This window comes from Limnohabitans sp. JirII-31 (assembly GCF_002778315.1).
GTDB lineage: Bacteria > Pseudomonadota > Gammaproteobacteria > Burkholderiales > Burkholderiaceae_C > Limnohabitans.
Genome location: NZ_NESA01000001.1, coordinates 123,507 through 141,523, shown reverse-complemented (window position 1 = coordinate 141,523; position 18,017 = coordinate 123,507). Strand labels below are relative to the sequence as shown.

Here is an 18,017-nt window from a genome sequence, read left to right as displayed (position 1 = left end):
GTGTCTACACCTGAACCCCACGCCCCCGGCACACTGCAAAGTTTCAAACGCGGACACGTCGGCCATGTCGTGTTCAACAACCCCCGCAAATTCAACGCGATGAACTATGACATGTGGGCCGCCCTGCCCCAGGTCATGCAAGATTTTGTGGATGACGCCGACATCCGGGTGATTGTGCTCAGCGGTGCAGGCGACAAAGCCTTTGTGTCAGGTGCCGACATCAGCCAATTCGACACAATGCGCACGGGCGACGCCAACCTCGTCTACTCGCAAGCCTCCGAAGCGGGCTATGCCGCCGTGCTCGATTGCCCCAAGCCTACGGTGGTGCAAATTCAAGGCATCTGCATGGGCGGTGGTTTGGGTTTGGCGCTCAACTGCGATGTGCGCATTTGCGCCAGCAACGCCAAATTTCGCATGCCAGCAGGACGACTGGGCTTGGGCTATGCCTTCGATGGCGTGAAACGCTTCACAGAAATTGTGGGCGTGGGCCACACGGCCGATTTGTTTTTCAGCGCCCGCATCTTTGACGCGCACGACGCACTGGCCATGGGCTTGGTCAAGCAAGTGGTGGCCCCTGAAGCCTTGTCGGCCACTGTGGACGACTACACCCGCACGGTGTGCGAGAACGCGCCCCTCACGCTGGCTGCTGCCAAGCGTGCTTTGCTGGAACTGCGCAAGAACCCCGAGCAACGTGACATGGCCTTGGTACAAGCCATGGTGAACGCGTGCTTTGCCAGCCAAGACTACCAAGAAGGCCGACAAGCCTTTGCCGCCAAACGCCCCCCTGTTTTCAAAGGTCACTAGGAGTACACGCCCATGTTCAACGGTTTGTCACGTCGCTCGTTTCAGTGGTTAGGCGCTGCTTGTTTGTGCAGCGCGCTGTCGGTGTTGGCTCAGCCCTATCCCAACAAACCGATTCGCTTTGTGGTGGGTTATCCACCCGGCGGCTCGGGTGACTTTGTCACGCGGACCGTGGGCGAAGCCATTGCGGCGGAGCTGGGACAGTCGGCCGTGATTGACAACCGCCCGGGCGCGGCGGGCAACTTGGCCAGTGAGATCGTGCTCAAGGCACCCGCTGACGGCTACACACTGCTGGTGGGCAGCAACCCGTACATCAACAAAGCGCTGTACAAAAAACTGCCCTACGACATTGAGAAAGACTTTCAACCCGTCACCCTGTTGGCCAATGGCCCGATGGTGATTGCGGTCAACAACAACTTGCCCGTTCACAGCATCAAAGAGTTGATCGCCTATGCCAAGAAGAACCCTGGCAAGCTCAACTTTGCCTCCAGTGGCAACGGCTCAGCGCCGCATATGGCCGGGGTGTTGTTCAACAGCGTGTCGGACTTGGACATCTTGCACATCCCCTTCAAGGGTGGCGCACCTGCCGTGCAATCGGTGATCGCGGGCGACACCCAGGTGATTTACGGCACCTCGCCCGTGGTGCTGCCCCAGGTGCGCGGTGGGCGCATTCGGGCCTTGGCCATCACCACGCAAGAAAAATCGGGCGCCATCCCCGGCATCATGGGCATGAAAGAAGCGGCCCTGCCTGACTACGACATCAGCTTCTCTTTCGGTTTGTATGCGCCCTCTGCCATGCGTGCGGAAGATATCAAGAAGGTGTTTGATGCTGCGGTCAAGGTGCTCAAGCGCCCGGACATTCGCGACAAGCTCGCCACCCAAGGCATGGACCCTGCGCCCAATGCATCCCCTGCTGAATTTCAGGCCCAAAACCTCAAAGACGCCCCCATGTGGGCCAAACTGGTGGTGGAGTCGGGGGCCAAGGTCGATTGACCCACGCTGCAACACGTTCGCATTCTTTTTATCTCACACGGAAAACACCTCACATGAAAACCCAGTTACCTCATCGACTCTTCAATTGGCTCGCCTTGAGCTGCGCACTGCTCAGTGCATGCAGCACACCCTCAGGATCTTTGGCACTCAAAGACATGGGCTCTTTCCATGTGGGCGGACGTGAGGTGGAACTCTCGGGCAAACCCATCAAAGAAGTCTTGTTCTCGCAAGGCGGTGTGCCGGCCAAAGTCGATCCCAATGGCGTCTACCAGGTCGAGCAAATGTATGTGCAGTACTTTGTGCCTGCCAACGAAAAAGGCCAGCTGCCTTTGCTGATGTGGCATGGCGGGGGCTTGAGTGGTGTGACGTATGAGACCACGCCCGACGGTCGCGAAGGCTGGCTCAACTACTTCATCCGCCAAGGCTGGACGGTGTACAACAGCGACGCCGTGGAGCGCGGCCGTTCAGGCTGGGCCATGTACCCCGAAATCACCAAGACCGATCCGGTGTTCTTGACCAAAGAAAATCCGTTTGAGCGTTTTCGCATTGGCAATGGCCCTGGCAGCTACAACCGCGACCCGGCCAAGATGAAGCCACTGCCCGGCAACCAGTTCCCCACCGAGGGCTACGACAACTTCACCAAACAGGTGGTGCCACGCTGGACCAGCACCGACGAACCCACCATTGCCGCCTACATCGCGCTGGTGGACAAGGTCTGCCCGTGCGTGGTGCTGGTGCACTCACAAGGCGGCCCCTTTGGCTACAAAGTGGCGCAAGCACGGCCCGACAAAGTCAAGGCGCTGGTGTTGGTGGAGCCCGCAGGCGTGGGCGACATCAGCCAAGCGGCCAAACTCAAAGACATCCCCAGCTTGAGCATTTATGGCGACTACATTGCCAGCGATGCCCGTTGGCCCACCATCCGTGCCAATAACATCAAGTTTCATGACGCCATTCGCGCTGCTGGGGGCAAGCCCGATTTGGTGAACCTGCCTGAGATCGGTATTCAAGGCAACAGCCACATGATGATGATGGACCGCAACAACCAGCAGATTGCGCAAGTGATTCAACAGTGGTTGTCCAACAAAGGGTTTGTGCGCTGAGTAGGCTGAATGGGGTTTCATGCTTTCACGAACCCCATCAATGAAGTGACTTGTCGATGGTATGGTTGGTGAGCAACCCACACAAAGCGAACCCATGACTGAAGTTGACTTCGAGCAAATCAACGCCTATCAGCGCTACAAGCTGATGGCCAGCCTGATCGTGCCTCGACCCATTGCCTTGGTGACAACACTCGGAGCCAACGGTGTGGCGAATGCGGCACCTTTTTCCATGTTCAACATGGTGGGTGAAGACCCACCGATTGTGATGTTGAGCATCAACCGGCTCACCGATGGACGGCTCAAAGACACGGCAGCAAACATCCTGAACCAAGGTGAGTTTGTGGTGCACATGACCGACGAAGCCATGGCCTCCAAAATGCACGCCTGTGGCGAAGCCTTGCCCTCGCACGTGAGTGAGTTGACGCATGTCGGTTTGACCAGCGCTGCATCACACACCGTCAAGCCACCTCGCATCGTTGAAGCGCCTGTGGCTTTTGAATGTGTGCTGCATGAAACGCTGGAAACACCGAGTCGTTATGTGTTCATTGGCCGTGTCAAATGGTTGTCGGCACGCGATGGGCTGATTGACACACAGGCATGGCGCGTCAATTTGCGTGACTACCACCCCGTTGGTCGATTTGGTGCCAGTTTTTACACCACCACACGCGACAGATTTTCAGTTGAAGAAGTCGCTGGCGTTGCTGCGCCTCCATCGACCCCCATTGATGAAATTTGAATGAGGCCTTTTCAAGGCCTCATGCTGCGAGTACAGGCAACTCAAATGCTGAAATTCAAAATAAAAAAAGCCGTTGGTTTAGAACGGCTTTTTAGGGTTTGCTGGCGGAAACGGAGGGATTCGAACCCTCGATGAGGCTCTACACCCCATACTCCCTTAGCAGGGGAGCACCTTCGGCCACTCGGTCACGTTTCCAGCAGGTGCGTATTATGCCTTAGCTTGGTCCAGGTCGAACGCCTTGTGCAAGGCCCGAACTGCCAATTCCATGTATTTTTCGTCAATCACCACCGAGGTTTTGATTTCGCTGGTGGAGATCATCTGGATGTTGATGCCCTCTTCGCTCAAGGAACGGAACATTTTGCTGGCGATACCCACGTGGCTGCGCATGCCAATGCCCACGATGGAGACCTTACAAATTTTGGTGTCGCCTTGCACATCCGTGGCGCCCAAAGCGGGCAACACTTTTTCTTTCAACAAGTCGGTGGTGCGGGCGTAGTCGTTGCGGTGCACGGTGAAGCTGAAATCGGTCAAACCACCTTTGCTGATGTTTTGAATGATCATGTCCACTTCAATGTTGGCATCGGCCACAGCACCCAAGATTTGGTAGGCAATGCCTGGCTTGTCGGGCACGCCGACCACAGAAATTTTGGCTTCATCACGGTTGAATGCGATGCCCGATACGATGGCTTGTTCCATTTGTTCGTCTTCCTCAAAGGTGATCAACGTGCCAGATTTGGCCTCTTCGTGGATGTCAATGTCCCACGGGGTGAAGCTGGACAACACGCGCAGCGGCACCTTGTATTTACCCGCAAATTCAACCGAGCGAATTTGCAACACTTTGCTGCCCAAAGAAGCCATTTCCAGCATCTCTTCAAAGCACAAGGTCTGTAAGCGACGTGCTTCGGGCACCACGCGCGGGTCGGTGGTGTAAACGCCGTCAACGTCGGTGTAAATCAAACACTCGTGGGCTTTCATGGCAGCGGCGACGGCCACAGCCGAGGTGTCTGAGCCGCCACGGCCCAAGGTGGTGATGTTGTCGTGCTCGTCTTTGCCTTGAAAGCCGGTGATGATGACCACGCGGCCTGCATCCAAGTCAGCACGCACACGTGCGTCATCGATCGACTCGATGCGCGCCTTGGTGAACGCGCTGTTGGTGCGAATAGGCACTTGCCAACCGGCGTAGCTCACCGAGGGCTGGCCTTCGGCTTGCAGCGCAATGGCCAACAGAGCCGACGAGGCCTGCTCACCGGTGGAGGCCAACATGTCGAGTTCGCGGTTGTAGGCCGAGTCGGCTTTGGAAGGAGCCAGTTCTTTGGCAAGCCCCAGCAAACGGTTGGTTTCTCCGCTCATGGCCGAAGGAACCACCACCATTTGATGGCCAGCACGGGCCCACTTGGCCACGCGTTTGGCGACGTTGCGGATGCGCTCTGTCGAGCCCATCGAGGTGCCGCCGTATTTATGAACAATCAATGCCATGTTGCGTGAAAAGGTTGAAAGATCAAAGCAAAGCTAAAGATTGTAGCAACGCAGCACCGCCCCATCGCGCCTGACAAAGCCACGCCCCACCTTGATGTCGATGTTGTGGCCTCGGGTGGTGCACGCTTTGAGCTGCGCCAGCAGTTCGTGCAATTGCGCTGTGTTGGGGCGTTGTTGCTGCTGTACCAACCAATGGCGCAACACATTGCTTTGTCGGGCCACGCTCAATGTTTGCAAGGCTTTGATGCGCGGTGGATCGCCCACGGTTTGCAGGTCTTGCTGTGCCACTTCTTGCAAAAGTTCTTGGGCCTGTGCGGCATGGGCCGCACAGCGCGCAAAGGTGTCACGAAAGGATGGAAAAGCTCCCTCTAGCACGGGCAGCAATTGCGCGCGAATGCGATTGCGGGTGTAACGGGTGTCTTGGTTGGTGGGGTCCTCCACCCAAGGTTGGCCCAAGCGATGCAAGGCCTGGCGCAAACTCGCCCCCGAGGCTTGCAACCAGGGGCGGTGGTAAGTCACGCCGTCTCGCACCATCACCTTGGGCATGCTGGCCAAGCCGGGTAAGCCCGCGCCACGTGAGAGTGCGAGCAGCAAAGTTTCCACTTGGTCATCGGCATGCTGCGCCAGCACCACATGCTGAACTTGGCCATTCCAATGCTGCTTCACCGCATCACTCAAAGCTCGGTAGCGGGCTTGGCGGGCGGCGTCTTCGGGGCTTTCTCCACTCGCGTGTGCAGCGTTGACGCGCTGCACCACCAAAGGCACATCAAACTGCTGGCACAACTCGATGCAGTGGATTTCAAAAGTGTCGGCGGCTTGCTGCAAACCGTGGTGCACATGCACTGCAAACACTTGGCCCGGCCAGCGGGTGGCACAGGCGATCAGCATGGCGGTGGAATCGGCCCCGCCGCTCAAGGCCACACCTAAGGGCAAGGCCTGCTGGAGCGCGTCCAGCGGAGGGAAATCAGCGGGCGTCGGCTTTGGTGTCGTTGTACCGGCCATAGCTTTGCAGACGTTCGTAGCGCTTGTCCAGCAACTCTTTGACCTTGAGGTCGGTCACCTGACGCCACGCGTCGTTCAAGCCACGCTTGAGCTGTGCGGACATTTGTTTGGGGTCACGGTGTGCGCCACCCACAGGTTCGTTGACGATTTTGTCGATCAGCCCCAGCGCTTTGAGCCGGTGAGCCGTGATGCCCAAGGCTTCGGCAGCATCTTCGGCACGGTCAGAGGTTTTCCACAGAATGGAGGCGCAACCTTCAGGGCTGATGACCGAGTACACCGAGTACTGCAACATCAACACTTGGTCGGCCACGCTAATGGCCAAGGCGCCGCCCGAGCCACCTTCACCAATGATGGTGGTGATGATGGGCACTTCGAGTTGGGCCATTTCAAAAATATTGCGGCCAATGGCCTCGCTCTGGCTGCGCTCTTCGGCGTCAATGCCGGGGTAGGCACCGGGTGTGTCGACAAAGGTGAACACGGGCAGCTTGAATTTTTCAGCCGTCTTCATGAGGCGCAAAGCTTTGCGGTAGCCCTCAGGACGGCTCATGCCAAAGTTACGGGCGGCACGCTCTTTGGTGTCACGGCCTTTTTGGTGGCCCAGCACCATGCAGGCGTTGCCGTTGAAACGGGCCAAGCCCCCCACAATGCTCAAGTCATCGGAAAAATGACGGTCACCGTGCAGCTCGACAAAGTCGGTGAAGATGTCGTTGATGTAGTCCAGCGTGTAAGGACGCTCGGCATGGCGAGCAATCTTGGTGATTTGCCAGGGCGTGAGGTTGCTGTAAATATCCTTGGTCAGCTGCAAGCTTTTCTTGCTGAGCTGATCAATCTCCTCCGAAATATCGACCGCCGACTCGCTTTGCACATAGCGCAGCTCGTCAATCTTGCCTTCCAGCTCGGCAATCGGTTGTTCAAAATCGAGGAAAGTTTTCTTAGCCAAAATCAATTACTCCTTGGCTGCTCAGTATTCAACCGGCAGCGGGTCTAGCGAGCGCCAAATATACCAAGTCGCCACGCTGCAATAGGGGGCCCAGGCGGCAGCTACCTCGCGCACTTCGCTGCGGCTGACGGCCTCCCCTGAAAAATAGTTGTGGCTGATGCCGTTGATCAAGCCCACGTCGTCGAGCGGCAGCACATTGGGCCGCATGAGGTGAAAAATCAAGAACATCTCAGCCGTCCAACGACCGATGCCGCGAATGGCCACCAGCTCTTCGATGATGACTTCGTCCTCCATCTCAGCCCATTGGTTCACATGCAACGCACCGCTGTCAAAGTGCAAAGCCAAGTCCACCAAGTATTCAATTTTTCGGGCAGACAAACCTGCGGCACGCATGTCATCCACCTTGAGTTTGAGCACATTGGCTGGAGAGATTTTGCGCGGCAACAAGGCAAATCGATCCCACACGCTTTGGGCCGCTTTGACGGAAATTTGCTGCCCCACAATGCTGCGCGCCAGCGTGATGAAAGCATCGCCGCGCGACTGCAAACAAGCGTCGCCCAATTGAGGGATGAGGCGCTTCATCACCCGGTCTTTTTTGACCAAGTGCTTGCACGCTTCGGCCCAGTAGGCGGGCGTCGCAATGGTGATTTTTTCTTGGTGCGCCATCATCACCCGCGTTCCCAGGTGGTGCCCGTGGGCGAGTCTTTCAGCAGCACACCCTGCGCTGCCAGTTCTTGGCGAATGCGGTCAGCCTCGGCAAAGTTTTTCGCAGCCTTGGCTGCGGCGCGTGCCGCGATTTGGGTCTGAATAGCACCCTCATCCAACGAGGCACCCGCCTGCAAAAAGGTTTCGGGGTTGTCTTGCAACAAACCCAATAGGCCACCCAAGGCCTTGAGCAAACCTGCGGCCTGCGCAGAATGCGTGCGGTTGACTTCACCCGCCAATTCAAACAACACCGCCACGGCTTCCGGCGTACCAAAGTCTTCGTTCATGGCGGCTTGAAAACGCGCTGCCAGAGGGTGCGTCCAGTCAATCTCAAGCTCTGCGGCAGGCACGGCATGCAAGGCGGTGTACAGGCGCTTCAACGCGCCGCGTGCGTCGTTCAAATGCACATCGCTGTAATTGAGCGGGCTGCGGTAGTGGCTGCGCACCACGAAGAAGCGGATGGTCTCGGCATCAAATTCTTTCAGCACATCGCGGATGGTGAAGAAGTTGCCCAAGCTCTTGGACATTTTTTCGTTGTCCACATTGATGAAACCGTTGTGCATCCACACGCGGGCCATGGGTTTGTCAAACGCGCCTTCGCTTTGGGCGATTTCGTTTTCGTGGTGTGGAAACTGCAAGTCGGCACCACCGCCGTGAATGTCAAAGCTCTCGCCCAACATCTCGCAACTCATGGCCGAGCACTCGATGTGCCAGCCGGGTCGCCCGGCACCAAACGGACTGGCCCATTTCACCTCGTCGGGCTCGCTGGCTTTGGCTGACTTCCACAACACAAAGTCCATCGGGTCGTGCTTGCCGTCGTCCACAGCCACACGCTCACCGGCTTGCAACTCGTCGAGCGATTTGCCCGAAAGCTTGCCGTAACCCGCAAACTTGCGCACGGAGTAATTCACATCCCCGTTGCTCGCACGATAGGCCAAACCTTTGTTTTCGAGCGTGCCAATCATGGCCAACATTTGGGGCACATAGTCCATGGCGCGGGGTTCAAAACTGGGGCGCTCAATGCCCAGTGCGTCGGCGTCTTGGTGCAAGGCGTCGACCATGCGATCGGTCAGGGCGCGCACGGTCTCGCCGTTCTCGACCGAACGTTTGATGATCTTGTCGTCAATGTCGGTGATGTTGCGCACATAGGTCACGCGGTAGCCACTGGCTTTGAGCCAGCGCTGCACCACGTCAAAAGCCACCATTGAACGGGCATGGCCCAAGTGGCACAAGTCGTACACCGTCATGCCGCACACATACATGCGGACATGTCCAGGTTCGAGCGGCGAAAAAGTCTCCAGCGCACGCGAAAGCGTGTTGTGAATGCGAAGCGTCATGAGTGAATCGTTAAGGACCGCAGATTGGGTCAACAAGGGTGCAAAGGCAAAGGGTGATGAAGACCCGCTGTTTTACAATGGCTCTCAGTATACAAAGCACATGAAAAACCCTCAGCACACTTTTGCCAACCCGCGTGACATCGGTCATGTACTGGGCAGACACGGCATCTTGGCCTGGGGGTTTGCGCTGGCCTGCGTGGTGACATCCACCTTCGCGCAATCCGATGTGGGCCCCGCTTGGCAGCCAGGAGAATTGGCCAGCACCACCCAAACCGACGACCACCAAGAAGTGCGCAAACTGTTGCGCCAAGCCAAGTACACCGCCGCGCTGTCGTGGATTGATCGCAGCTTGGCCAAAAAACCACGCGATCCGCAAATGCTGTTCTGGCAAGCCTTCATTTACGAACAAACCGGTCAAGCCGACAAAGCCCTGCCCGTTTACCTGGGGCTGACGCAAGACTACCCGGAGCTGGCTGAGCCGCACAACAACCTGGGTGTGTTGTATGCCGCCAAAGGCGACTACAACCGTGCCAAAGAATCGTTTGAGGCGGCCTTGCGCGACAACCCCAGCTATGCCGCGGCCCACGAGAACCTAGGCGATGTGCTGCTGCACTTGGCTCAACAGTCTTATGCACGTGCCTCGTCCCTAGACCCCAAACATCGCACCGCAGCACAAAAAGTAGAGCGCCTCAAACCTGCACTTGAACTGAGCCAAAGCAAACCATGAACCTGTCCTTCATCTCTCGGCGTGCCCTGTGCACGATCACCCTGGCCCTGTGCGGCTTGGCCGCACAAACCACCTTCGCACAAGACGCACCCCGGGTGAAATTTGCCACCAATGCGGGTGACATCGTGGTCGAGGTCTACCCCGACAAAGCCCCCAAGACGGTGGAAAACTTTTTGCAATATGTGCGCGACAAGCACTACGACGGCACCATCTTTCACCGCGTGATCGGCAACTTCATGATTCAAGGCGGCGGTTACGACCAGCGCTACATGGAGCGCCCCACCCGTGCGCCCGTGGTGCACGAAGGCCGTGAGGCCTTGGCCAAAGGAGGCCCACGCAACACCGTAGGCACCATTGCCATGGCGCGCACCAATGTCCCCAATTCAGCCACGTCACAGTTTTTCATCAACGTGGTGGACAACGGCTTTTTAGATCCCAGCCCACAGCAACCCGGCTACACCGTGTTTGGTCGCGTGGTCTCTGGCATGGAGGTGGTGCAACGCATCAAGGCAGTGCCCACCAGTTCTGGCGGCCCCTTCGCCACCGATGTGCCACGCACGGCCATCGTCATTCAATCTGCAACCCTTGAGAAGTAAATCATGAGCAACCCACAAGTCGAACTGCACATCTTGGACCACGGCGTCATCACGCTGGAACTCGATGCCGAGAAAGCCCCCAAGTGCACGGCCAACTTTTTGAGCTACGTGGCCAAAGGCCATTACGACAAAACCATCTTCCACCGCGTCATTCCTGGCTTCATGGTGCAAGGTGGCGGCTTCGAGCCCGGCATGACCCAAAAGTCATGCGATGAGCCCATTCAAAACGAAGCCAACAACGGCCTCAAAAACAACCACTACACGGTGGCCATGGCGCGTACCTCAGACCCCCACTCGGCCACGGCTCAGTTCTTCATCAACGTGGCAGACAACGGCTTCTTGAACCACACCGCCCCCAGCGCACAAGGCTGGGGCTACGCCGTGTTCGGCAAAGTGGTCAGTGGTATGGACGTGGTCGACAAAATTGCCGCCGTCAAAACCGGGCGCAAAGGCTTCCATGACGACGTGCCCAAAGAAGACGTGGTGATTGAGAAAGCGGTTGCGCTCTAAAGCGCCACCCGTAGGGCCAGCCGACATGTTCACGCCGTCACCGGCTTTGTCACCTGGCCTGTTGGCTGATGCGGTGTCACACATCCAGGCAAGCTCCACCTGGCAACAGGTGGATTTCATCTCTGACGTGCACCTCGATGTGCACGATCCAGACACCTTCCTCGCTTGGTCCCATTACATGGCCCATACACAGGCCAATGCCCTGTTCATCTTGGGCGATCTGTTCGAGGTGTGGGTGGGTGATGACACCCAAGAGCCTTTTGCTTTGCAGTGTTTGTCGGTGATCCAGCGCACGTCGCAGCGTTTGCCGGTTTACTTCCTCTGTGGCAACCGTGACTTTTTGTTAGGCGCACACGCCTTGCAAGCAGCAGGCATGCAGGGTTTGCACGACCCGACGGTGCTGTCCTTGGGCGACCAACGCATGCTGCTGAGCCACGGCGACAGCCTGTGCTTGGGCGACCACGACTACCTGGCTTTTCGCAACCAAGTGCGCCAACCCGCATGGCAAGCGCAGTTTCTGGCACAGCCTTTGGCGCAGCGACAAGCCACTGGGCAAGCCATGCGTGCCCAAAGCGAAGCACGCAAACGCACGCACACCGACTATGCCGACGTGGACACGCCAGCCGCACGCAGCTGGCTGCTGGCCACCAACAGTTCATTGCTGCTGCACGGCCATACCCACCGACCTGCGGTGCACGATATGGGTGACGGTTTACAGCGCTGGGTCTTGAGTGACTGGCATGCCAGCGGCACAGCCCCGCGCTTGGAAGTGGTGTCTTGGCTGCGCAAAGAGGCTGACAGCGTCAGCCACGGCTTGGTGCGACGCCCCTTGCGTTCACTCAACGCTTGAGCAACACCTTCAAAGCGGCTTGCAAGCGGCGTGCAGCGGCTTCGTCGTAAGCGCCAGCCAGTACCTGAGACGCGTCGGCGGCCCAGGTCATTTGGGGCGATGGGTCGTTGCGGCGGGTCAGCAGTTGCAATTGCAAAGCGCGGCGAGCATCCATCTGGGCAGCAGGCGTAGGCAACTCGGCAGCAACTTCCAGGCGCAGCAAAGGCGTCACGGCCTCGCCTTGCGGTGCCGAGGACAAAGCCTGGGCCCACTGGGCGCGTTGTGCGGGTGTGAGCTTGTTGCCAATGGCTTGCGCTGCGGGCAACTGGCTGGCATCGCGCTTTTCCCAAGCGTGCATCAGTTGCGTGAGCACTTCGCCGTGGGCTTGTGCGGCCAGCTTACGCAGTGCGTCTTGGGCCATGTCCAAGGCATTGCGCTGGGCACGGAAAGCCGCGTCACCCAAACGCGGGCCACGCGGTGCAAAACCATCACGGCCACCGTCGCGTGCATCACGTCCAGCACGTGCGCCACCGTCACGGCCAAAGCCGGGCTTGTCGCCAAACTTGCCAGCCGGTTTGCCATCACGGCCACGGAAACCCGCTGGGGCCACCTCGGTACGTTTTTGACCTGGGCGATCGTCACCACGCACCGCGACCACGGGCTTGTGGGGTTTGGGTGCGGGGGCGGGGGCGACATCGGGCTCAGCAGGCGCTGCCTCTGAGTCGGTGGTTGTTTGCGAGGCATCTGATGGGGGGGCATCCGCCGCAGGCGCTTCGGCGCTGGCCGCGGGTGCGGCTTCTGTGCTGGCATCGGCAGCGACCGGCATCTCTGGTGCAGGCGCTGCTTGCGCAGGCGCGGCAACCGGGGCTGCTGGCTTGGCTGCTTCGGGCGGCAACTCTCCGCGAGAGACTTGCTCCAACACCTGCATGGCGGCGCGAATCTGTGCGCCATCGCCCTTGGCAATGGCCGCTTCCAACGCCTTCGAGGCGTCCAACACCGCACGGTCATGTGGGGTCAGGGCGGCTTGCGATTGCTCACGCACCGACGACTTGCGCGCAAACGCTTCGTCAATCGGCTGACGGAATGCATCCCACAACTTTTGCTCTTGCTTGCGGTCCAGCACCACGGTGTGAGCTTCTTCTTGCCAACGCTGTTGCAAGGCTTTGACAGCGTCAATGCGCAAGGTGGGCGCAGCACCCAACTCTTGGGCCTCGGCAATCAAGGCCTGGCGGCGTGCCAAGCTGGCTTTTTGCACGGCTTCGAGTGGCTCGTGGGCGGCGTGAATGGCCGCCTTCCACACAGGCTGCAACTCGGCAAACATCTTCTCGCTCAAATGACCGCTGTCGCGCCAGCGTTGGGCGAATTGGTGCAGTTGACGCGCCACGCCCTTCCAGTCGGGGCCTTGGGCGTGCTCTGCCGCCCAAGCCTTGACCTCTTCGATCAAAGCCAAACGCTGTGCTTTGTGGGCTGCGGTTTGGGCACGGGCTTCTTTGAGCCAAGCGTCCACCACGTGGTGGGCACGGTTGCATGCAGTGTCAAAGCGCTTCCACAACGCAGGGTTGGGCGCTGCCTCTTTGTCAATTTTTTTCCACTGGTCACGCAAGTTGCGCAGGGCTTCTTGCATCTTGCGTCCGCCCATGGCGGGCACCCATTCGGGTTCAGCAGCGACAGGTGCCACGGCATCAACAAGGGGCTGGGGTGTTGCAGGCTCATCGTTGGCAACGGCTTGTGCAGGTGTTTCGGCAGCAACTTCTGGCACCCATGCTTCTGCGGGCGTGGCCCGCGCCTCCTCGACAGGAGAGGCTTGCACTTCAGGTGCCGCTTCTACTTCGGGTGCCGCTTCTACTTCGGGTGCCGCTTCTGCCAACACGGGGTCAGCATTTGCTGCACTTACTTCGACAGACGCCACAGCAACCACAGGCTGCTCGGCTTTGGCCAAAGCGGGCTTGGCCGCTTTGGGCGTCGGTGCAGGTTTGAACAAGGCTTCGGCTTGTTGTGCCAGCTCCAAACGTTTTTGATCCACCACTGCCTTATCGGCCGTGGGTTTGACGTTGCGCGTGGGGTCCACACGCACGGTCTCGGGTTTGGCGGGCGCAGCAGCCGCTTGGGGCAACACTTCGCCACGGGCCACACGCAACTGATCAGCCCAGGCGGGCACCGCTGGCAGAGGGGCACTGGCATCGGCAGCAGCGGCTTCGGTCAAAGCCAGGGCCTCGCAAAACGCCACCCACACGGCTTGCACTTGTTGGGTGCTGGTTTGCAAGGCGGGGGCAAATTTCGCATCCACGCTGGGCCACTGCGCATCGGCCGCCAAAGCTTGGGCTTGCGCCACCCAACGGTCCAGGTCAGCCTGTAGGCCTGCGCGTTGGGCTTGCGCGTCTTGCCAAGGCTTGGTCGATAACACCTCAATGCGCTGTGCCAGCAACACCGCGGCTTCGCGCTGCACCTGGGTTTGATGCTGCAAGTCTTCGATGGCTTTGACGCGTTCGACCAAAGCGGTTTTCAAACCCGCCAATGGCTCGCGCGACAAGGGGGCACCGGCCTTGGCAGCGTCACGTTGCCAAGCCATGGCATCGGCCAAGTTGATGTGTGCCGCGTCGCGCAGCACCTCGCCTTTGGCCAACCACTCTTGGGCCAAAGCGTCTTGACCTTTGGCACGACGCAACTCATCGAGCTTTTCACGCAAGACTTTGGATGCGCCTTTGTCCCGGTGGCTCATTTCAGTGAAGACCGCTTGCAATTGCTCGGCATTGGGCTCTTTGGCCAGCCAGTCACGCAAGCGCGACGCGCGTTCGCCCGAGGTGGGTGCCGTGAAGGCTCCGCCGGTCAAAGCATCTAAAGAAGTCAGGTCGTGGGGTTTGTTAGCAGAATCGTTCACAGGTCAGGCTCGTATCAAATATCTATAGATTGTCGCCTAGGCTTTAAAATTTTCCGCTACCTCACTTTTATAAATATCTTCATGCCCTTGCTCACCCACATCAAATTAGGACTGCGAACTTTCGCAGCCGATGTGGCGCAGGGCTTTTTTGCCATCACCCACAACGGCATGGCAGTGGTGGGGTTGTCGATCTTCTTCGTCGTCGTCGCATTGACAGTGCGCCCAGACCTGCGTGCTGTCACCGAAGCCAAGCTGATCAGTTGGCTGCAAGAACGTCAATACGACGCCACCGGTTTGAGCTCCGACGCCGACGCCGTAGACCGCGCCACCGCCACCGACCCACGCGACCTACCCAAACAGCAGGCCTACCTGGCCTACTGGCTGAGCCGCAAATACCGGGTCGCCCCCGAACCCTTGAGCGCGCTGGTGGCCGAAGCCTACGACTTGGGGCCCCGTAACCAAATTGAACCGACGCTGATTCTGGCCGTGATGGCGGTCGAGTCGGCCTTCAACCCCTTCGCGCAAAGCGCCGTGGGTGCGCAGGGTCTGATGCAGGTCATGACCAAAGTTCACGAAGACAAATACGTGAGTTTTGGCGGCTCGCTGGCTGCCTTTGACCCGGTGGCCAATGTGCGGGTGGGCGTGAACGTGCTGAAAGACTGCATCACCCGCGCGGGCAGCGTGGAAGGTGGTCTGCGTCTGTACGTCGGCGCCGCCAACATCAAAGAAGACACCGGCTACGCCGCCAAAGTGGTGGCCGAATATGGCCGCCTGCAACAAGTGGCCAAGGGTGTGAAAGTGCCGCTCACGCCACCACCATCGTCTGCCGCTGAAGCCGCCACCGCCCGTCTGGAGAGCCTGTGGGAAAAAGCCCAGCGCCTCACCCCCTTTGGCCGTGATGCCGCCAAAGACGACGAGGAATCACGCTAAACTCTGACCCGCGCGCAACTGGCGATAGGCGTGCTGGGCCCCTGCCCCGCACCGCTGACGTGGAGTTTTGACCACTGGGAAGCGCGCAGCCTCAACCCTTGAGGTGTTTTGCCGTTCGCCTGGGCAGCCCTGTGCCGATGTATCGGCACGCCGGGACCACCTCTACTAGGACTGCCAGCATGTACCACCGCAACATCTTGATCGAACAGACCGACCCCGAACTGTGGGCCGCCATCCAGGCTGAAAACGCGCGCCAAGAGCACCACATCGAGCTGATCGCCAGCGAAAACTACGCCTCCCCCGCCGTCATGCAAGCCCAAGGCTCGCAGCTCACCAACAAATACGCCGAAGGCTACCCCGGCAAGCGCTATTACGGCGGTTGCGAACACGTGGACGTGGCTGAGCAACTGGCGATCGACCGCATCAAACAAATCTTTGGCGCCGACGCGGCCAACGTGCAGCCGCATTGCGGCGCATCGGCCAACGAAGCCGTGTTCTTGGCTTTCTTGAAGCCCGGCGACACCATCATGGGCATGAGCCTGGCCGAAGGCGGTCACCTGACCCACGGCATGGCGCTCAACATGAGTGGCAAGTGGTTCAACGTGGTGTCCTACGGTCTGAACGAGAAAGAAGAAATCGACTACGACGCGATGGAGAAAAAGGCCCACGAGAGCAAGCCCAAACTCATCATCGCCGGTGCCTCGGCCTACAGCCTGCACATTGACTTTGCACGGTTTGCCAAAGTGGCCAAAGACGTGGGTGCCATCTTCTTGGTCGACATGGCCCACTACGCCGGCTTGATCGCCGCAGGCGTCTACCCCAACCCCGTGCCTCACGCCGATGTGGTGACCTCCACCACCCACAAGAGCCTGCGCGGCCCCCGTGGCGGCATCATCTTGATGAAAGCCGAGCACGAAAAAGCCATCAACAGCGCCATCTTCCCTGGCCTGCAAGGCGGCCCGCTGATGCACGTCATCGCGGCCAAAGCCGTGGCGTTCAAAGAAGCCCTGGCGCCTGAGTTCAAGGCTTACCAACAACAAGTCATTACCAACGCCCGCATCGTGGCCGAAACGCTGACCCAACGCGGCCTGCGCATCGTCAGCGGCGGCACACAAAGCCACGTGATGTTGGTGGACCTGCGCTCGAAAAAGATCACTGGCAAAGAAGCCGAAGCCGCCTTGGGCGCCGCCCACATGACGATCAACAAGAACGCCATCCCCAACGACCCCGAAAAACCTTTCGTCACCAGCGGCGTGCGCATTGGCACCCCAGCGATGACGACGCGTGGTTTCAAGGACGAAGAAGCGCGCATGACCGCCAATTTGATTGCCGACGTGTTGGACAACCCGCACGACGAAGCCAACATCGCAGCCGTGCGCGCCAAGGTGCATGCTTTGACCAGCCGCTTTCCGGTCTACCGCTGAGTTGGGGTGTTTCTGGCGTGAAGATTTCGCGCCGGTCACTGCTTTTGGGGTTTGCTGGTTCTGTTGGCGTGATGGTTCTTGTGAAGCGTTCGCGCCGGAAACGGCAGGGGCGATGGGTACGGCGGGCTCTTCATACTGTGTACAGAAAATCATCGCCCGCCGCACCCATCACCCCTGCGGTTGGGTTGAGAGCAAGTTCTTTCGGGAACCCATGCTGAATCACAAGCATGACGCCAGAATCCAGAAGCCACGAAAGTTACAAGTGATTTGCGTGCCAACAAAAAAGCCAGCTCAGATCGTGCATTGCAGCGCATGAACACGGCGAGCGCCAGCCAAGCCAGCCGCAGACTGGGGGTATGGGTGGGGGCCGCTGATGATTTTCTGTACACAGTATGAAGAAGCGGCCCCCACCCATACCCCCAGCGAGCACAGCAAAGGCAAAGGCAAAGGCAAAGGCAAAGGCAAAGGCAAAGGCAAAGGCAAAGGCAAAGGCAAAGGCAAGGGCAAAGACAAAACCACAAGCACAATCGCCAACAAACCAAAGCGAGACAACACCCCATGAAATGCCCCTTCTGCGGTCACCTTGAAACCCAAGTGGTGGAGACCCGCATGTCTGAAGACGGCGACTCCATCCGCCGTCGCCGCCAATGCGGTGCCTGCGACAAGCGCTACACCACCTACGAGCGCATCGATGTGAGCTTTCCCAACATCGTCAAAAAAGACGGGCGACGCATCGACTACCAACGCCACAAACTGCTCGACTCCATGAGTCTGGCCCTGCGCAAACGCCCGGTCAGCACGGAACAAGTCGACAACGCGATTGAACGCATCGAAGAAAAACTGCTCAGCCTCGGCGCGCGCGAAGTGCCCTCCACCCGCATTGGTGAACTGGTCATGCGCGAGCTGAAAAAACTCGACAAAGTGGCTTACATCCGCTTTGCCAGCGTCTACCGCAGCTTTGAAGACATCGACGATTTCAAGAGCTTGGTCGACGAAGTTCGCAAATAATTTTCGAGTGGCGGCAACGCGCCGC

18 protein-coding genes, 1 tRNA gene and 1 riboswitch are annotated in these 18,017 nt (G+C 58.8%); of the genes, 12 read left to right on the top strand and 7 right to left on the bottom strand.

The annotated features are described in order from the left end of the window. From B9Z41_RS00730 to B9Z41_RS00715, 4 genes are all read left to right on the top strand, one after another. A complete protein-coding gene (locus B9Z41_RS00730) occupies positions 1-804 on the top strand; it encodes an enoyl-CoA hydratase (protein WP_100144004.1) in 804 nt (267 codons plus the stop codon). A 12-nt stretch (positions 805-816) separates the two neighbouring features. After that, positions 817-1,794, top strand: a complete 978-nt coding sequence (locus B9Z41_RS00725) for a tripartite tricarboxylate transporter substrate binding protein (RefSeq protein ID WP_100144002.1) — start codon at positions 817-819, stop codon at positions 1,792-1,794. Between the two features lie 53 nt (positions 1,795-1,847). Further along, positions 1,848-2,894, top strand: a complete 1,047-nt coding sequence (locus tag B9Z41_RS00720) for an esterase (protein ID WP_100144000.1) — start codon at positions 1,848-1,850, stop codon at positions 2,892-2,894. 94 nt (positions 2,895-2,988) lie between these two features. Next, on the top strand, positions 2,989-3,630 hold the full coding sequence (locus B9Z41_RS00715; protein WP_100145045.1) for a flavin reductase family protein: 642 nt from the start codon (positions 2,989-2,991) through the stop codon (positions 3,628-3,630). A gap of 102 nt (positions 3,631-3,732) precedes the next feature. Here B9Z41_RS00715 and B9Z41_RS00710 read toward each other — a convergent pair. The 6 genes from B9Z41_RS00710 to cysS form a co-directional block, all read right to left on the bottom strand. Then, positions 3,733-3,825: transfer RNA gene (locus tag B9Z41_RS00710), tRNA-Ser, on the bottom strand. A gap of 12 nt (positions 3,826-3,837) precedes the next feature. Beyond that, a complete protein-coding gene (locus B9Z41_RS00705; protein ID WP_100143998.1) occupies positions 3,838-5,106 on the bottom strand; it encodes an aspartate kinase in 1,269 nt (422 codons plus the stop codon). Between the two features lie 33 nt (positions 5,107-5,139). Next, positions 5,140-6,108, bottom strand: a complete 969-nt coding sequence (gene tilS, locus B9Z41_RS00700; RefSeq protein ID WP_100143996.1) for a tRNA lysidine(34) synthetase TilS — start codon at positions 6,106-6,108, stop codon at positions 5,140-5,142. Beyond that, positions 6,071-7,048 carry an acetyl-CoA carboxylase carboxyltransferase subunit alpha gene (locus B9Z41_RS00695; RefSeq protein WP_100145043.1) on the bottom strand — a complete coding sequence of 326 codons (978 nt, stop codon included), beginning with the start codon at positions 7,046-7,048 and terminating at the stop codon, positions 6,071-6,073. Before B9Z41_RS00695 ends, tilS begins: the two co-directional genes overlap by 38 nt. Before the next feature lie 21 nt (positions 7,049-7,069). Then, the gene (locus tag B9Z41_RS00690) at positions 7,070-7,717 is read right to left on the bottom strand and encodes a DNA-3-methyladenine glycosylase (RefSeq protein ID WP_100143994.1); all 648 of its coding nucleotides are present in this window, start codon (positions 7,715-7,717) and stop codon (positions 7,070-7,072) included. Next, on the bottom strand, positions 7,717-9,090 hold the full coding sequence (gene cysS, locus B9Z41_RS00685; protein ID WP_100143991.1) for a cysteine--tRNA ligase: 1,374 nt from the start codon (positions 9,088-9,090) through the stop codon (positions 7,717-7,719). The genes B9Z41_RS00690 and cysS overlap by 1 nt, the downstream gene beginning before the upstream one ends. 100 nt (positions 9,091-9,190) lie before the next feature. Here cysS and B9Z41_RS00680 point away from each other — a divergent pair, with 100 nt between their 5' ends. The 4 genes from B9Z41_RS00680 to B9Z41_RS00665 are packed head-to-tail and all read left to right on the top strand — an operon-like array spanning position 9,191 to position 11,773. Next, positions 9,191-9,817, top strand: coding sequence for a tetratricopeptide repeat protein (locus B9Z41_RS00680; RefSeq protein WP_158236100.1), 627 nt, complete (start codon positions 9,191-9,193; stop codon positions 9,815-9,817). After that, positions 9,814-10,413, top strand: coding sequence for a peptidylprolyl isomerase (locus B9Z41_RS00675; RefSeq protein ID WP_100143987.1), 600 nt, complete (start codon positions 9,814-9,816; stop codon positions 10,411-10,413). Before B9Z41_RS00680 ends, B9Z41_RS00675 begins: the two co-directional genes overlap by 4 nt. 3 nt (positions 10,414-10,416) lie before the next feature. Further along, complete coding sequence (locus tag B9Z41_RS00670) at positions 10,417-10,923, top strand: peptidylprolyl isomerase (RefSeq protein WP_100143985.1); 507 nt, start codon at positions 10,417-10,419, stop codon at positions 10,921-10,923. 25 nt (positions 10,924-10,948) lie between these two features. After that, complete coding sequence (locus B9Z41_RS00665; RefSeq protein ID WP_100143983.1) at positions 10,949-11,773, top strand: UDP-2,3-diacylglucosamine diphosphatase; 825 nt, start codon at positions 10,949-10,951, stop codon at positions 11,771-11,773. Here B9Z41_RS00665 and B9Z41_RS17175 read toward each other — a convergent pair. Further along, entirely contained in the window at positions 11,763-14,630 is a 2,868-nt protein-coding gene (locus tag B9Z41_RS17175) for a DUF349 domain-containing protein (RefSeq protein ID WP_100143981.1), read from the bottom strand. The two genes, B9Z41_RS00665 and B9Z41_RS17175, sit on opposite strands and share 11 nt — an antisense overlap. 81 nt (positions 14,631-14,711) lie before the next feature. Between B9Z41_RS17175 and B9Z41_RS00655 the strand changes: the two genes are divergently transcribed. The 4 genes from B9Z41_RS00655 (at position 14,712) to nrdR (ending at position 17,992) form a co-directional block, all read left to right on the top strand. Continuing rightward, on the top strand, positions 14,712-15,560 hold the full coding sequence (locus tag B9Z41_RS00655; RefSeq protein ID WP_100143979.1) for a lytic transglycosylase domain-containing protein: 849 nt from the start codon (positions 14,712-14,714) through the stop codon (positions 15,558-15,560). Positions 15,561-15,564: 4 nt separating this feature from the next. Continuing rightward, positions 15,565-15,692: riboswitch (ZMP/ZTP riboswitch) on the top strand. 47 nt (positions 15,693-15,739) lie between these two features. Then, a complete protein-coding gene (gene glyA, locus B9Z41_RS00650; protein WP_100143977.1) occupies positions 15,740-16,984 on the top strand; it encodes a serine hydroxymethyltransferase in 1,245 nt (414 codons plus the stop codon). A 373-nt stretch (positions 16,985-17,357) separates the two neighbouring features. After that, positions 17,358-17,546 carry a hypothetical protein gene (locus B9Z41_RS00645; protein WP_100143975.1) on the top strand — a complete coding sequence of 63 codons (189 nt, stop codon included), beginning with the start codon at positions 17,358-17,360 and terminating at the stop codon, positions 17,544-17,546. Next, positions 17,543-17,992 carry a transcriptional regulator NrdR gene (nrdR, locus tag B9Z41_RS00640; RefSeq protein ID WP_100143973.1) on the top strand — a complete coding sequence of 150 codons (450 nt, stop codon included), beginning with the start codon at positions 17,543-17,545 and terminating at the stop codon, positions 17,990-17,992. Before B9Z41_RS00645 ends, nrdR begins: the two co-directional genes overlap by 4 nt. The last annotated feature ends 25 nt before the right edge of the window (positions 17,993-18,017 follow it).

Excerpts from the sequence above, each read along its gene's own strand:
- B9Z41_RS00725 (WP_100144002.1), top strand. The coding sequence starts at position 817 with ATGTTCAACGGTTTGTCACGTCGCTCGTTTCAGTGGTTAGGCGCTGCT.
- B9Z41_RS00720 (WP_100144000.1), top strand. The coding sequence starts at position 1,848 with ATGAAAACCCAGTTACCTCATCGACTCTTCAATTGGCTCGCCTTGAGC.
- B9Z41_RS00715 (WP_100145045.1), top strand. The coding sequence starts at position 2,989 with ATGACTGAAGTTGACTTCGAGCAAATCAACGCCTATCAGCGCTACAAG.
- B9Z41_RS00705 (WP_100143998.1), bottom strand. The coding sequence starts at position 5,106 with ATGGCATTGATTGTTCATAAATACGGCGGCACCTCGATGGGCTCGACA.
- tilS (WP_100143996.1), bottom strand. The coding sequence starts at position 6,108 with ATGGCCGGTACAACGACACCAAAGCCGACGCCCGCTGATTTCCCTCCG.
- B9Z41_RS00690 (WP_100143994.1), bottom strand. The coding sequence starts at position 7,717 with ATGATGGCGCACCAAGAAAAAATCACCATTGCGACGCCCGCCTACTGG.
- cysS (WP_100143991.1), bottom strand. The coding sequence starts at position 9,090 with ATGACGCTTCGCATTCACAACACGCTTTCGCGTGCGCTGGAGACTTTT.
- B9Z41_RS00680 (WP_158236100.1), top strand. The coding sequence starts at position 9,191 with ATGAAAAACCCTCAGCACACTTTTGCCAACCCGCGTGACATCGGTCAT.
- B9Z41_RS00675 (WP_100143987.1), top strand. The coding sequence starts at position 9,814 with ATGAACCTGTCCTTCATCTCTCGGCGTGCCCTGTGCACGATCACCCTG.
- B9Z41_RS00670 (WP_100143985.1), top strand. The coding sequence starts at position 10,417 with ATGAGCAACCCACAAGTCGAACTGCACATCTTGGACCACGGCGTCATC.
- B9Z41_RS00665 (WP_100143983.1), top strand. The coding sequence starts at position 10,949 with ATGTTCACGCCGTCACCGGCTTTGTCACCTGGCCTGTTGGCTGATGCG.
- B9Z41_RS00655 (WP_100143979.1), top strand. The coding sequence starts at position 14,712 with ATGCCCTTGCTCACCCACATCAAATTAGGACTGCGAACTTTCGCAGCC.
- glyA (WP_100143977.1), top strand. The coding sequence starts at position 15,740 with ATGTACCACCGCAACATCTTGATCGAACAGACCGACCCCGAACTGTGG.
- B9Z41_RS00645 (WP_100143975.1), top strand. The coding sequence starts at position 17,358 with ATGATTTTCTGTACACAGTATGAAGAAGCGGCCCCCACCCATACCCCC.
- nrdR (WP_100143973.1), top strand. The coding sequence starts at position 17,543 with ATGAAATGCCCCTTCTGCGGTCACCTTGAAACCCAAGTGGTGGAGACC.